Source organism: Stenotrophomonas rhizophila (assembly GCF_007667275.1).
Lineage (GTDB): Bacteria > Pseudomonadota > Gammaproteobacteria > Xanthomonadales > Xanthomonadaceae > Stenotrophomonas > Stenotrophomonas maltophilia_AE.
Window position 1 is genome coordinate 329891 of sequence record NZ_VDQT01000005.1, and the last position, 14651, is coordinate 344541.

Below are 14651 nucleotides of genomic sequence, written 5' to 3' on the forward strand. Positions count from 1 at the left end.
CGGACGGCGCCGTGTTCAGCGGCCCAGCAGCTTCAACACCTGGGTGGTCGGGCGGGCCAGGTTGAGGGTGTAGAAGTGCAGGCCCGGCGCGCCGCCGGCGACGAGCCGCTCGCACAGCTGGGCGACCACCTCGGCGCCGAAGGCGCGCACCGCATCGGCATCGTCGCCGTAGGCCTGCATGCGCTTGCCGATCCAGCGCGGGATCTCCGCACCGCACTGCTCGGAGAAGCGGCGCAGCTGGCTGAAGTTGGAGATCGGCATGATCCCCGGCACGATCGGCACCTGCACGCCGAGCTTGCGCACCGCATCCACGAAGTGGAAATACGCGTCGGCGTTGAAGAAGTACTGGGTGATGGCGGCATCGGCGCCGGCGTCGATCTTGGCCTTGAAATAGGCCAGGTCACGCAGCGCGTCGTCCGACTGCGGATGCGTTTCCGGGTACGCGCCGACTTCGATATGGAACGCATCGCCGTGCTCGGCGCGGATGAAGGCGATCAGCTCGCTCGCATAGCGCAGGTCACCGGGGTGGCCCATGCCCGAAGGCAGGTCGCCGCGCAGCGCGACGATGCGGCGGCAGCCGATCGCCCGGTACAGTTTGAGCAGTTCGCGGATCTCCTCACGGCTGCCGCCCACGCAGGACAGGTGCGGCGCCGCCTCGAACCCGTGGTGCTGCTTGAGGTGGCGTACCGTCTCGGAGGTGTAACTCAGGGTCGAGCCGCCGGCGCCGAAGGTACAGGACACGTATTCCGGTGCGTAGGCTTTCAGGCGGGCGGCGGTGCGGTCGAGCTGGGCACGCTGCTCGTCGGTCTTGGGCGGGTAGAACTCGAAGCTGAGGGCGGTCATGGGCGGCGGCGACGGCGGGTGTTGACCCCATCATATCGCTTCATCGCGATGAATGTAAAAGTGGGTGCATGCGCCGTTCCAGGTCGGGTCGGTACAGTGGGGGCATCCCACGGAGTGCATGCATGGACATCCTGATCACCGGCGGCACCGGATTCATCGGCCATGCCCTGTGCCAGCGGCTGCTGGCACAGGGCCACCAGGTCACGGTGCTGACCCGCAACCCCGCCCGCGGCGGGCAGCCGGGCGTGCGCCCTGTCGCGGCGCTGGACGCGGTCGGTGTCGTCGACGCCGTGGTCAACCTGGCCGGCGAGCCGTTGACCGAAGGCCGCTGGAGCCCGGCGCGCAAGCAGGCGTTCTTCGATTCACGGGTCGGCACCACCCAGGCGTTGCTGGCGTGGATGCGCGGGCTGCCGACCCGCCCGCAGGTGCTGGTCTCCGGCTCGGCCATCGGCTACTACGGGCCCCGCGACGACACGGCGCTGGACGAGGCCGCATCGCCCGGCCACGACTTCGCCGCGATGCTGTGCCGGCACTGGGAGGCCGAAGCCGTCAAGGCGGAGGAACTGGGGGTGCGCACCTGCGTGCTCCGCACCGGCATCGTGCTCGACCGCGGCGGTGGCGCGCTGGCGCGGATGCTGCCCCCGTTCCGGCTCGGCCTCGGCGGACCGATGGGCGATGGTCGGCAGTGGATGAGCTGGATCCACCGCGCGGATCTGGTCGGCTTGATCCTGTGGCTGCTGGCCGATCCGGTGATGCGTGGCGCCTTCAATGGCACTGCGCCCGAACCGGTCACCAACGCGGTGTTCGCGCGCACCCTGGCCCACGCGCTGGGGCGCCCGGCACTGGTGCGGACGCCGGCGTTCGCCCTCAGGCTCGGGTTCGGCGAGATGGCCGGGTTGTTGCTGACCGGCCAGAAGGTGGTGCCGACGCGTGCGCTGCAGGAAGGCTATCGCTTCCGCCACCCGACGCTGGACGGTGCGCTGCGCGCGATCCTCGACTGAGCACGCCAGCGGAGCTGGCCGCGCAACGGTTACCCTGTGCGCCTGTTTTCCAGCCGTGTGCGCCATGTCCATCGTCCTGACCGACTTCGCCCGTCCCCGCCTGTTTCCGCGCGTGCCACGCGCCAACACCATCCAGGACTGCAGCGCCGAGCAGTTCCAGGCGCATCTCAACGCAAACGCGCCGTTCAAGGTGCTCGATGGCTATGCGCCGTTCTGCAAGCTCTACGTGTACGAGAACTGGACGTCGACGCGCTGCCTGACCGTGCCGATCACCGACGCCAACCGCCACCAGCTCCGCAGCGCCTACGAGGCGCGCAACCGCGACGAGCTGCCGGTGCTGGTGCGCTGGTTCGAAGGCGTGCAGTCGCCGCGCGCGAACTACCTGGTGGTGATCCTGTACAGCGCCGAACAACTGGCGAAGGAGGGCTCGCCGATCGACGCGGACTGGGGCATCGTCGGCTGCATCTACACCGCCGAGCCGGACGAAGTGCCGATGGCGCCGATCACCATGATGCGCAATGCGCTGGGGGTGGAAGAGGGCGGATCGGGCGTGCCGCTGGACCGCGAGGCGTACCAGCGCGCGGTGGCGTTCTGGGAAAACAATGCGAACTGGCGGCCGTGATCGGATTCCCGTTCGCGTAGATCCACGCCCTGCGTGGATGCTTTTCGTTCGGGCACCGCGCAGCCACGCAGGGCGTGGCTCTACGGCCTTCCAATACGTGCCGGTTGCCCTTCGGTCAATGCGACCAGATCGGCCGGCGCCAACGCCACCTCCAGCCCGCGCCGCCCGGCACTCACGTGCATCACCGGCAGCGCCTGCGCGCTGGCATCGATGAAGGTGCGGTGCTTCTTCTTCTGGCCCAGCGGGCTGATCCCGCCGACCAGGTAACCGGTCGCGCGCTGGGCCGCGTCCACGGCCGCCATTTCGCACTTGCGGCAACCCGCTGCCTCGGCCAATGCCTTTAAATCCAGCGAGCCACTGACCGGCACGATCGCCACCAACAGCTCGTGCTTTTCGGTACTGGCGAGCAGGGTCTTGAACACCGTTGCGGGGTCGAGCCCCAGCTGCTCCACCGCTTCGCCTCCATAGGAGGTGGCGTTGGCATCATGGTGGTAGGAAAGGACGCGGTGGGCGATGCCGTGCTGCTTGAGCAGATTGATGGCCGGGGTCATGACAGGTCGCGCGTTGCCGGGATGCACGCATCGTAGCGGCGCGCGCCGGATGTGGCTTGACCAGGACTATCGTGCAGGCCAGCTGGACTCCCCGCAGACACCCTGGGATGCCTGCGGGGGACCCACGTCAGTAACTCTCGCTCTTGAAAGCCGCGACACTGCCTTCGCACATTGCACTGTCGACCTTCTTGCCCTGCGCCTTCGCAAGTGCCAACGCATCGTCCTCAGCACTCTGGATTGATTTGACCGGCACCCGCCAGATCATCTCTTCCGCCTGCAGAGCCGCAGGCGGCCTCACGAACTCAGGCCCGTCGTAGAGCATGCAGTACATCGTCGTGCCGCCTCCGGCTGCCGTCGGTGCTGGGGCAGAAGCAGGAGCAGGCGCAGGCGCGGAAGATTCCGACGTCGCAGTGCTCGATGCCCCTGCCACCGCATCGCATTGGGCCTTGGTCAGCGTGACGCTGTTCTTCTTGTAGCGCGAGGCGGCAGCCAGCGCACCGGCCTCCGCTGCCTTCAGGTCGGCCGCCTTGACGGCGTATTTCCCGTCCGCGTTGGAGCTCGCTTCCGGCGTTTTGCCATCTGCACCGGAAAACACCATGCACCGATAGTCGGCGGCGTGGACCGGGGACATGCAAGCGGCACCGCACAGCACCAGCACTGCGGGAAGTAAGAACTTGATATTCATGGAAATCTCCGGAATGCACCCAGATATTCCCCCGCACGCTGATGATCCCGGCGCGGATGTAAGGGCAGGGTGCACTCCGGGTGAAGCCCCCATAACGAAAACGGGCGCCCGAAGGCGCCCGTCGAATCCGGGTTGTGCCGACTCTCAGTCGGCAAACCGCGATCAGTAGCGGTAGTGCTCCGGCTTGAACGGACCTTCCACCGGCACGCCGATGTAATCGGCCTGTTCCTTGGTGAGGGTGGTCAGCTTCACGCCGATCTTTTCCAGGTGCAGGCGCGCCACTTCCTCGTCCAGCTTCTTCGGCAGCAGGTACACCTTCTTCTCGTAGCTGTCCTTGTTCGCCCACAGGTCGATCTGCGCGAGCGTCTGGTTGGCGAACGAGTTGGACATCACGAAGCTCGGGTGACCGGTGGCGCAGCCCAGGTTGACCAGGCGGCCTTCGGCCAGCAGGAAGATCGCGTTGCCGTTCGGGAACACATACTTGTCCACCTGCGGCTTGATGTTGATGTGCTGCACGCCCGGGAAGGCGACCAGCGCGTCGACCTGGATTTCGTTGTCGAAGTGGCCGATGTTGCAGACGATGGCCTGGTCCTTCATCGCGCTCAGGTGCTCGATGCGGATGATGTCCTTGTTGCCGGTGGTGGTGACGTACAGGTCCGCACGGCCCAGGGTCGATTCGAGGGTGTTGACCTCGAAGCCTTCCATTGCCGCCTGCAGGGCGCAGATCGGGTCGATTTCGGTCACCACCACGCGCGCGCCGTAGGCACGTAGCGACGCCGCGCAGCCCTTGCCCACGTCACCGTAGCCGCAGACCACGGCAACCTTGCCGGCCAGCATCACGTCCATCGCGCGCTTCAGGCCGTCGGCCAGCGACTCGCGGCAGCCGTACAGGTTGTCGAACTTGGACTTGGTGACCGAGTCGTTGACGTTGATCGCCGGGATCAGCAGGGTGCCGGCCTGGGCCAGCTGGTACAGGCGGTGCACGCCGGTGGTGGTTTCCTCGGAAACGCCCTTCCAGTCCTTGACCACGCGGGTCCAGTAGCCCGGACGCTCCTTGGCCACGCGCTTGAGCAGGTTCTTGATCACCTGTTCTTCGTGCGAGGCGGCCTTCTCGTCGACCCAGGTGCTGCCGTTTTCGAGCTCGTAGCCCTTGTGGATCAGCAGGGTGACGTCGCCGCCGTCATCGACCACCAGCTCCGGGCCGGTCAGGGTGCCGTCGGCCAGGGTGAAGGTCAGCGCGTCGAGCGTGCAGTCCCAGTATTCCTCCAGGGTTTCGCCCTTCCAGGCGAACACCGGGGTGCCCGAGGCGGCGATCGCCGCAGCGGCGTGGTCCTGGGTCGAGAAGATGTTGCACGACGCCCAGCGCACGTCGGCGCCGATGTCCTTCAGCGTTTCGATCAGCACGGCGGTCTGGATGGTCATGTGCAGCGAACCGGTCACGCGCACGCCCTTCAGCGGCAGGGTGGCGGCGTGCTTGCGGCGGATCGACATCAGGCCCGGCATTTCGTGCTCGGCGATATCCAGTTCCTTGCGGCCCCAGTCGGCCAGCGCGATATCGGCAATCTTGTAATCACCTTCGGTGGAGAAGGTCTTGGCAACAGCGTTCATGCAAAAGCTCCGGTAATGGACGAATGGCTCGTCTTCGCCGGGCGCCGTTGGAACCAGCCCTGCCACCGAGCCTGGCCGTGCGGATGGGGTCCGGCAGCGGTCGCAGCGCCCCTCGGTGGAGGGGACGCCCATTATATCCCGGCGCACCGCCCGGGCATGAATCGGTGCCAGCCCCCAACCATCGGCAGGGGGGCAAACCGCGCGCCACTGTTAAGGTCCAAGGTTTGCACAGCATGGGGTGGAAAGATGACAGGCAACGACCGTACGCGCCGCGCGCGCTGGAGCAACCGGCTGATCGTGGGCATGGCCCTGCTGGCGGTCGCCCCGCTGGCGCTGGCGGCCGCACCGGTGGCCGGCAAGGCGGCACCGGCCGCTGCCGCACCCGCCGGCCAGGGCTACCAGCTGCCCTCGGCCGCGCTGCAGGCGGTGGCCAATGCGCCGCGTGCGCCCACGCTCAGCCTGTCCCCGCGCCGCGACATCGCCGCCCTGCTGCAGACCCCGCCGCTGCCGTCGATCAACGACGTGGCCCAGCCCGAGCTGAAACTGGCCGGCGTGCGGATCAACCCGGCCACGCGTTCGGCCAGTACCTTCACCTTCGGCAACAAGCTGTGGCTGATGAACATCGCCGATGGGAAGGAGCGCCAGATCAGCGGCCTTCCGCAGCCGCTGTCGATCGCCTCGCTGGCGTGGTCGCCGGACCAGCGCTACCTGGCCTTCAACCAGGTGCAGGCGGCCAGCGGTGCCAATGAACTGTGGATCGTCGACGTCGCAGACGGCACCGCGCGCCGGCTGCTGGGCGACCTCAACACGGTGTTCGGCGACGGGTACGGCTGGCTGCCGGACAGCCGCGGGCTGCTGGTCACCCAGCAGCTGAAGAACCCCGGCCCGGCGCCCGCCAGCGGGGGCATTCCCACCGGTCCGGCGATCCAGCAGACCCAGGCCGCCGCGGGCGTGCGTGCGATCCGCACCTACCAGGACCTGCTGTCCAACGAGGCCGATGCACGCCTGTTCGACTTTCATGCCCGCGCGCAGCCGGCACGGGTAGGGCTCGACGGCCAGGTCACGGCGTTGTCGAGCCCCGGTATCTACCTGGACCTGAGCGTGTCGCCGGACGGGCGCCACGTGCTGGCCGAACGCGTGCAGCGTCCGTACTCCTACCTGGTGCCGGTCGACGATTTCCCGCGCCGGATCGAGGTGCTGTCCAGTGCCGACGGTAGCCTGCAGCACACCCTGGCCGACCTGCCGCTGGTGGAAGGCCTGCCCACCGGCAACGACGCGGTACCGGTCGGCGTGCGCAACGCCAGCTGGCGTGCCGACGCGCCGGCCACGCTGGTCTGGGCCGAAGCCCAGGACGGCGGCGACCCGGCCCGCGAGGCCAAGGTGCGCGACGCGGTGCTGATGCAGGCCGCGCCGTTCAACACCGCGCCGGTCACGCTGGCGCAGCTGGGCAGCCGTTACGCCGGCATCCAGTGGGGCCGCGCCGACCTCGCGCTGCTCAACGAATCGTGGTGGAAGTCGCGCGTGGTCAAACAGTGGCGGATCGCGCCGGACCAGCTCGACCAGGCACCGCAGCTGCTGTCCGAGCGCTCCTCGCAGGACCGCTACAACGACCCGGGACGCCCCGCGCTGATGCGCGATGCGAACGGTCGCACGCGCCTGCAGACCAGCGCCGACGGGCGCAGCATCTTCCTGCTGGGGCAGGGCGCGTCGCCGGAAGGCGACCGACCGTTCGTGGACCGCTTCGACCTGGAAACCCGCCAGGCCACGCGGCTTTTCCACTCGCAGGCGCCGACCTATTCGCTGCCGCAGGCCCTGCTGGACCAGGAAGGCACGTCGGTCCTGCTGACCCGCGAATCGCCGGACACCCCGGCCAACTACTTCGTGCAGTCGCTGGCCGATGCCACGGCGGCACCGCGTGCCCTGACCCACTTCGAGCATCCGCTGCCGCAGCTGCGCGGGGTGAGCAAGGAGCAGATCCGCTACAAGCGCAATGACGGGGTGGACCTGACCGCCACGCTGATGCTGCCGCCCGGCTACAACGCCAGGAAGGACGGCCCGCTGCCGATGCTGATGTGGGCCTACCCGGGCGAGTTCAAGACCGCTGCGGCGGCCAGCCAGGTGACCGATTCGCCGTACCGCTTCAATGCCGTGGGCTACTGGGGACCGCAGGCGTTCCTGGCCAAGGGCTATGCGGTGCTGGTGAGCCCGTCGATGCCGATCATCGGCGAAGGCGACAAGGAACCCAACGATACCTACCTGCCGCAGCTGGTCGCCAACGCGGAAGCGGCAGTGGACGAAGTGGTACGGCGCGGCGTGACCGACCGCGACCACATCGCCATCGGCGGGCATTCGTACGGAGCGTTCATGACCGCGAACCTGCTGGCGCACACGCGACTGTTCAAAGCGGGCATCGCGCGCAGCGGCGCCTACAACCGCACGCTCACCCCGTTCGGGTTCCAGGCCGAGGAACGCAACTTCTGGCAGGCGCAGGACGTCTACCTGAAGATGTCGCCGTTCAACTTCGCGGACCGGATCAAGGACCCGATCCTCTTCATCCATGGCGAGGACGACAACAACTCGGGCACCTTCCCGATGCAGAGCGAGCGCATGTTCGCCGCGGTGAAGGGGCTGGGCGGCACCGCGCGGCTGGTGATGCTGCCGAACGAGTCGCACCACTACCGCGCGCGCGAGTCGCTGATGACCATGCTCGCCGAGAGCGAGCGGTGGCTGGAGCAGACCATCGGGCCGGGCATGAAGATGAAATGATGTGGCGCCGGGCGTTGCCCGGCGTTTTCCTTCGTTCCTGCTTCATGAAAGTCTGATGCATGTCTCCGGCGTTGCTGAACGTCGGAGGGATGCCGGGGACGAATGCTACGCGCCTTCGGATGCTTGTGCCGCGCTGGCGCGCGGTTGCCACGCATGGCGTGGCACTACGAATTTTTACGTGCGCAGGACGATGGCGTTGGCGGCTCCGGTGGACCTCGTAGTGCCACGCCATGCGTGGCAATCCGTCACCAACACATGCAATTGAAACTATCTGTACGGCGTCGATCGCCGCGCGATCTGGGTTAGGCTTGATGCGATTCCGTTCCCGAGGCCAGTGCATCGCAGATGAACGAGTACCGCAGCAGCATCGTCTTTGCCAGTCCCGACATTCCCCTGCGTGACGACGTGCGCCGCCTTGGCGCACTGGTCGGCGACCTGCTTGCCGAACAAGTGTCCACGCAGTTCTTCGATGAAGTGGAACAGGTGCGCACCCGCGCCATCGCACGCCGCGAAAGCGACGCGCCGCTGTCCGACCTCAACGATGCACTGGCCGGGTTGCCGCCCGAACGCGCCGAAGCGATGGTGCGTGCGTTCAGCACCTACTTCCAGGTGGTCAACATCGCCGAGCGGGTGCACCGCATCCGTCGTCGCCGCGATTACCAGCGCGCAGGTACCGCCGCGCCGCAGCCCGATGGCCTGCAGGACGCCCTGCAGAAGCTCAAGGCGCAGGGAGTGACGCTCGAGGAACTGGCCGAGTGGCTGCCACGCATCGACATCGAACCGGTGTTCACCGCGCACCCGACCGAAGCGGTGCGCCGCGCGCTGCTGGAAAAAGAGCAGCTGATGGTGGCCAGCCTGGTCGACAACCTCGATGGCCAGCGCACCCCCGGCGAAGCGGCTGCCGACGCGGCACGCTTCCGCATGGCGCTCACGGCGTCCTGGCAGACCACCGATTCCTCGCCGGTGCGCCCGACCGTGGACGATGAACGCGAGCACGTCGGCTTCTACCTGGTGCAGGTGCTGTACCGGGTGATCCCGGTGCTCTACGAATCGCTGCAGCAGGCCCTGCTGGACACCTACGGCGACAGCGTGCCGCTGCCGCGGCTGCTGCGCTTCGGCACCTGGGTGGGCGGCGACATGGACGGCAACCCGAACGTGGATGCCGGCACCATCCGCAACACATTGGATGCGCAGCGCCAGGCCGTGCTGGGCCGCTACCAGAAAGACCTGCTGCAGCTGGCAAGCCTGCTCAGCCAGTCCACCGAACGGGTCGCGGTGAGCGATGCGCTGCAGGCCCGGGTGGCGCACTACCAGCAGCGGTTGCCGAAGGTGGTCTCGCGTCCGCGCCATGCGGACATGCCGTACCGCCTGCTCAACGACCGCATGCGCGCGCGCGTGCAGGCCACGCTGGAGGATGCCGACGGCGCGTATGCCTCGCCGCAGGAACTGGAGGAGGACATCACCCTCATCCTCGACAGCCTGCATGCCAACAAGGGGGACCACGCCGGCGGCTTCGCGGTGCGTCGGCTGTTGTGGCGGGTGCGTACCTTCGGCTTCCACCTGGCGCGGCTGGACGTGCGCCAGGAGTCGAGCGTGCATGGGCGCGCCCTGGCCAGCGTGCTGGACGGCCAGGACGCCTGGGACGCCGCCGATGCGATCGCGCGTGCGCAGCGTCTGGCGCCGTTTGCCAGCGGTGAGCAGGCGCTGCCCGCGAGCACGGAGGAGGGCGGCCAGCGCCTGGATGCAGTGTTCGCCGCGCTGGCCGATGCCCGCCGCCGGCATGGTGCCGATGCCCTCGGCAGCTACATCATTTCCATGGCCCACGACCGCAGCGACGTGCTGGCAGTGCTGGCGCTGGCGCGACGCGGCGGGCTGGTCGACGACACCGGCGCGGTACCGCTGGATATCGCCCCGCTGTTCGAGACCGTCGACGACCTGCAGCGTGGCACCGACACGCTGCGCGACCTGCTGGCCGACCCGGTCTACCGCGCCCACCTGGCCGCGCGCGACGACGTGCAGATGGTGATGCTGGGCTATTCGGACAGCGGCAAGGACGGCGGCATCGCCGCGTCGCGCTGGGGCCTGCAGCGTGCCCAGGTGGAACTGCTGGAGGTGGCGGCGGAAAGCGGCATCCGGCTGACCTTCTTCCATGGTCGTGGCGGCTCGATCAGTCGCGGCGGCGGCAAGACCACCGACGCGGTGGATGCCTCGCCGCGAGGCAGCATCGACGGCCGCCTGCGGGTGACCGAACAGGGCGAAGTGATCCACCGCAAATACGGCATCCGCGCGCTGGCGCTGCGCTCGCTGGAGCAGTCCACCGGTGCGGTGCTGCGTTCCAGCCTGCGTCCGCGTGCGCCGGAGCCGCGCGAAGCGCAGTGGCGCCCGGTGATGGATCTGGTGGCAGCGAAGAGTGCCGAGGCCTACCGCACCTTCGTGGGCCAACCCGATTTCATGCAGTATTTCCGCCAGGCGACCCCGATCGACGTCATTGAGCGGATGACGCTGGGCTCCCGGCCCTCGCGGCGACTCGGCCAGGACGCGGCGCTGACCAACCTGCGCGCGATTCCCTGGGTGTTCGCCTGGAGCCAGGCACGCGCGGTGATTCCGGGCTGGTTTGGCGTGGGCAGCGGATTGCACGCGGCGATCGATGCCGGGCATGCGGCCACGCTGCAGGAGATGGCGCGCGACTGGCCGTTCTTCAGCACCTTCCTGGACGATATCGCGATGGTGCTGTCCAAGGGCGACATCACCATCGCCGAGCAGTTCTCGCGCCTGTCCGGTCCGCTGCACGACCGGTTCTTCCCGCAGATCCAGCGCGAACTGGCCCTCACCGGCAGGCTGATCCTGGACATCACCGGCCAGGAGGAACTGCTGCAGCACGATCAGCGCCTGGCGCTGTCGATCCGCCTGCGCAATCCCTACATCGACCCGATCAGCGTGCTGCAGGTGGACCTGCTGCGCCGCTGGCGGGAAAGCGGCGGCGAGGATGACGAGGTGCTGCGCGCACTGGTGGCGTGCGTCAACGGCGTCTCCCAAGGCGTGCAGAACACCGGGTAACGCACGTATCGACCAACGGTCGATACCTACCAGCATTGCGTAGTGGTCAGATACGCGACCGCCGGTAGGTCACGACCGTTGGTCGTGACGCACGCAACCCACCAGGGTAGGTCACGACCGTTGGTCGTGACGCACGCAACCCACCGGCGGTAGGTCACGACCGTTGGTCGTGACGCTTATTCCGCCGAAGGCGGATTCGACGCCAGCAGTTCGCGCTGGCGCTGCTCCATTTCACCGCGCAACTGACGTCGCAACAACGCTGCAGCGTGCCGGCGGCGTTGGTTGCTGCTCTCCAGTTCCAGCGCAGGCACCGGGGTCGGGCGGCCGTCGTCATCCACCGCCACCATGGTGAAAAAGCAGCTGTTGGCATGCCGCACGCTGCGCTTGAGGATGTCTTCGGCCACCACCTTCACCCCGACCTCCATCGACGAAGTGCCGGTGTAGTTCACCGAGGCCAGGAAAGTGACCAGCTCGCCCACCGCGATCGGTTCGCGGAACGTCACCTGGTCCACCGACAGGGTGACCACGTAGCGTCCGGCGTAGCGGCTGGCGCAGGCATAGGCAACCTGGTCGAGGAGGCGCAGGATCGCCCCGCCATGGACCTTGCCGGAGAAGTTGGCCATCTCCGGCGACATCAGCACGGTCATGGTCAGCTGGTGGGATTTGATATCGGTAGGCATGGGGAAATACTAACGCCCCGGGACGCCACCAGGCGTAGGGACACGCCATGCGTGTCCAGCGAGGTCCGACTCCACGCGGACACGCATGGCGTGTCCCTACGCCAAAGAGAAGGGCCGCTTTCGCGGCCCTTCGTCTTATTTCAGTTTCGCATCGGCGCGCAGGGCGGCGGCGCGGTCGGTCTTCTCCCAGGAGAAGGCCGTGGCGTTGACCGTGTCACCGGCAGCGTTGAGGTAGCTGAAGTCCTTCGGCTTGCGGCCGAAGTGACCGTAGGCCGCCGTCTGCTGGTACATCGGGTGGATCAGGTCGAGCATCTTGATGATGCCGTACGGGCGCAGGTCGAAATGCTTGCGGATCAGCTTTTCGATCTTGTCATCGCTGATCTTGCCGGTGCCGAAGGTGGTGACCGAGATCGAGGTCGGCTCGGCCACGCCGATGGCGTAGGAGACCTGCACTTCGCAGCGGTCGGCCAGGCCGGCAGCCACGACGTTCTTGGCCACGTAACGGGCCGCGTACGCCGCCGAACGATCGACCTTGGACGGATCCTTGCCCGAGAACGCGCCACCACCGTGACGGGCCCAGCCGCCGTAGGTGTCGACGATGATCTTGCGCCCGGTCAGGCCGCAGTCGCCCACCGGGCCGCCGATCTCGAACTTGCCGGTCGGGTTGATGTGGAACTTGGTGCCCTTGTGCAGCCACTTGGCCGGCAGCACCGGCTTGATGATCTCTTCGCGGACGGCCTCGATCAGGTCCTTCTGCTTGATCCCCGGCGCATGCTGGGTCGACAGCACCACGGCGTCGATGGCGGCCACTTCGCCGTTCTCATAGCGCAGGGTGACCTGGCTCTTGGCGTCCGGGCGCAGCCACGACAGCGGCGAGTTCTTCTTCTTGCGGATCTTGGCCTGCTGCTCGACCAGGCGGTGCGACAGGTGGATCGCGGCCGGCATGAAGCTGTCGGTCTCGTTGGTGGCGTAGCCGAACATCAGGCCCTGGTCGCCAGCGCCCATTTCTTCGGGCTTCTTGCGGTCCACGCCCTGGGCGATGTGCGGCGACTGCTTGCCGATCAGGTTCAGCACGCCGCAGGTGGCGCCGTCGAAACCGACGTCGGAGCTGTCATAGCCGATGTCCAGGATCACCTTGCGGGTCAGCGCTTCCAGGTCGATCCAGGCGGAGGTGGTGATTTCACCGGCCACGATCGCCACGCCGGTCTTGACCATGGTTTCGCAGGCCACGCGGGCGCGCTGGTCCTGGGCAAGGATCGCGTCCAGCACCGCATCGGAGATCTGGTCGGCAATCTTGTCCGGATGGCCTTCGGAGACCGATTCGGAGGTGAACAGGTAGCTGGACATCAGGCGTAATATCCTTTGATTCGGATGGAAAGATGGGCGCGCATGATACACGGCAAGTCGCGCCATTGCATTGTGGCCCAGCGGAAGTTGCCCGTGGTTAAGCCGGCGTGCCCACCGCCAGGGCCCGCCGCAGCGCCATTGCCCCCAGCGTCGGCGCCCAGTGTTCCACCAGCGTGACAACGGCGCCCCCGAAACCCGGGCGCGCCCACCCCGACAACCCCAACCCGGTCGACCCCCAACCCGAGCGACCACGGATCGTAGTGACACGCCATGCGTGTCAAAGCCATGATCCTGCGCACGGGACCGCGCCATGCGTGTCAAAGCCATGATCCTGCGCACGTACCCCGCCATGCGTGTCAAAGCCATCATCCTGCGCCCGTAACCCGCCCCGCCCGTAACCGCACTCCCGTCCCGTACCATCGCCCCATGGATTCCCTAAGCCAGATCGTTCTCGGCAGCGCCGTAGCCGCCGCCATCGCCCCCGCCGGCCACCGCCGCGCCGCCCTGCTTGCCGGCGCCGCGCTGGGCACCCTGCCGGACCTGGATGCCCTGCTGCTGGCCTTCACCGCGACCGACCCGGTGGCGCTGATGACCGAGCACCGCAGCTACAGCCACTCGATGCTGGTACTGCCATGGGTGGCGCTGCTGGTCTGGTGGCTGTTCAAACGCTTCGGCAACGGCCGGGTGGCCCAGGCTCCCGCGCGCTGGTTCTGGGCGATCCTGCTGGCGCTGGTCACCCATCCCCTGCTGGATGCGTTCACCGTCTACGGCACCCAGCTGTGGTGGCCGTTCACGCCGCCGCCGACGATGTGGTCCAGCGTCTTCATCATCGACCCGCTGTACACGGTGTGGCTGCTGCTGGGCTGCGCGGTGGCATGGTTCGCGCGCAGCCGGCCGCTGGCGCAGAAGGCGCTGCTGGCCGGCCTGGTCCTGAGCACCGGGTACCTCGGCTGGTCGCTGCTGGCCAAGCAGCAGGTCGACCGCGAGGCGGACCGTGCACTGGCGGCGATGGGACTGGGCGATGCGCCACGCTTCTCGGTGGCCACGCCGTTCAATACGCTGCTGTGGCAGGTGGTGGCGATGACGCCAGGCGGGTATGTGATCGGCGAGCGCTCGGTGGTGGCCGACCACGGCCCGATGACCTTCCGCGGGTACCCGTCCAACGTGCAGGCGTTGCGCCAGGCCGCACACCTTCCGGCGGTGGCACGGTTGAACTGGTTCAACCGCGGCTTCATGCGCGCGCAGGTGGTCGATGGCCGGCTGCAGCTGAGCGACCTGCGCATGGGGCTGGAACCGGACTACACCTTCACCTTCGCCGTGGCGCGCGCCGAGGGCGAGCGCTGGGTGGCGATCGCCCCCGAGCAGCTGCGCCCGGCGTACGACGGCGAGCAGGGCCGGGCCCGCGCAAAGCGCCGCCTCGGGGCGATGTGGCAACGCATCTGGCACGCCCCGCAGACGCAGGACCGGTAAGCCAAGGGGTAGAGCCGACTG

11 protein-coding genes and 1 riboswitch are annotated in these 14651 nt (G+C 67.7%); of the genes, 5 read left to right on the plus strand and 6 right to left on the minus strand.

Going from position 1 to position 14651, the window contains the following annotated elements; genetic code table 11:
- Window positions 1-15: 15 nt before the first annotated feature.
- Window positions 16-843, minus strand: a complete 828-nt coding sequence (gene metF, locus FSZ13_RS16670) for a methylenetetrahydrofolate reductase [NAD(P)H] (protein ID WP_145481539.1) — start codon at window positions 841-843, stop codon at window positions 16-18.
- Window positions 844-965: 122 nt separating this feature from the next.
- Between metF and FSZ13_RS16675 the strand changes: the two genes are divergently transcribed.
- Together FSZ13_RS16675 and FSZ13_RS16680 are read left to right on the plus strand one after the other, a co-directional pair.
- On the plus strand, window positions 966-1844 hold the full coding sequence (locus FSZ13_RS16675; RefSeq protein ID WP_145481540.1) for a TIGR01777 family oxidoreductase: 879 nt from the start codon (window positions 966-968) through the stop codon (window positions 1842-1844).
- A gap of 64 nt (window positions 1845-1908) precedes the next feature.
- Window positions 1909-2466 (plus strand): DUF3228 family protein, encoded by a 558-nt coding sequence (locus FSZ13_RS16680; protein WP_145481541.1) that lies wholly within the window; start codon window positions 1909-1911, stop codon window positions 2464-2466.
- An 80-nt stretch (window positions 2467-2546) separates the two neighbouring features.
- Here the strand turns inward: FSZ13_RS16680 and ybaK are convergent, their stop codons facing one another.
- The 3 genes from ybaK to ahcY all read right to left on the minus strand — a co-directional run bounded on the left by ybaK (window position 2547) and on the right by ahcY (window position 5310).
- Window positions 2547-3017, minus strand: coding sequence for a Cys-tRNA(Pro) deacylase (gene ybaK / locus FSZ13_RS16685; protein WP_145481542.1), 471 nt, complete (start codon window positions 3015-3017; stop codon window positions 2547-2549).
- Window positions 3018-3144: 127 nt separating this feature from the next.
- Window positions 3145-3702: a hypothetical protein gene (locus tag FSZ13_RS16690; RefSeq protein WP_145481543.1), complete on the minus strand. Its 558-nt coding sequence runs from the start codon at window positions 3700-3702 to the stop codon at window positions 3145-3147.
- A gap of 162 nt (window positions 3703-3864) precedes the next feature.
- Window positions 3865-5310, minus strand: coding sequence for an adenosylhomocysteinase (ahcY, locus tag FSZ13_RS16695; RefSeq protein WP_145481544.1), 1446 nt, complete (start codon window positions 5308-5310; stop codon window positions 3865-3867).
- A 32-nt stretch (window positions 5311-5342) separates the two neighbouring features.
- A riboswitch (S-adenosyl-L-homocysteine riboswitch) is annotated at window positions 5343-5430 on the minus strand.
- Between the two features lie 126 nt (window positions 5431-5556).
- Here ahcY and FSZ13_RS16700 point away from each other — a divergent pair.
- Together FSZ13_RS16700 and ppc are read left to right on the plus strand one after the other, a co-directional pair.
- Entirely contained in the window at window positions 5557-8076 is a 2520-nt protein-coding gene (locus tag FSZ13_RS16700; protein ID WP_145481545.1) for a S9 family peptidase, read from the plus strand.
- A gap of 345 nt (window positions 8077-8421) precedes the next feature.
- Window positions 8422-11133, plus strand: coding sequence for a phosphoenolpyruvate carboxylase (gene ppc / locus FSZ13_RS16705; protein WP_145481546.1), 2712 nt, complete (start codon window positions 8422-8424; stop codon window positions 11131-11133).
- 176 nt (window positions 11134-11309) lie between these two features.
- Here the strand turns inward: ppc and FSZ13_RS16710 are convergent, their stop codons facing one another.
- Window positions 11310-11813: an acyl-CoA thioesterase gene (locus tag FSZ13_RS16710; protein WP_145481547.1), complete on the minus strand. Its 504-nt coding sequence runs from the start codon at window positions 11811-11813 to the stop codon at window positions 11310-11312.
- 135 nt (window positions 11814-11948) lie between these two features.
- Complete coding sequence (gene metK, locus FSZ13_RS16715; RefSeq protein ID WP_145481548.1) at window positions 11949-13160, minus strand: methionine adenosyltransferase; 1212 nt, start codon at window positions 13158-13160, stop codon at window positions 11949-11951.
- Between the two features lie 426 nt (window positions 13161-13586).
- On the opposite strand from metK, the gene FSZ13_RS16720 reads away from it, so the two are divergent.
- Window positions 13587-14630, plus strand: a complete 1044-nt coding sequence (locus FSZ13_RS16720) for a metal-dependent hydrolase (RefSeq protein ID WP_145481549.1) — start codon at window positions 13587-13589, stop codon at window positions 14628-14630.
- Window positions 14631-14651 lie beyond the last annotated feature (21 nt).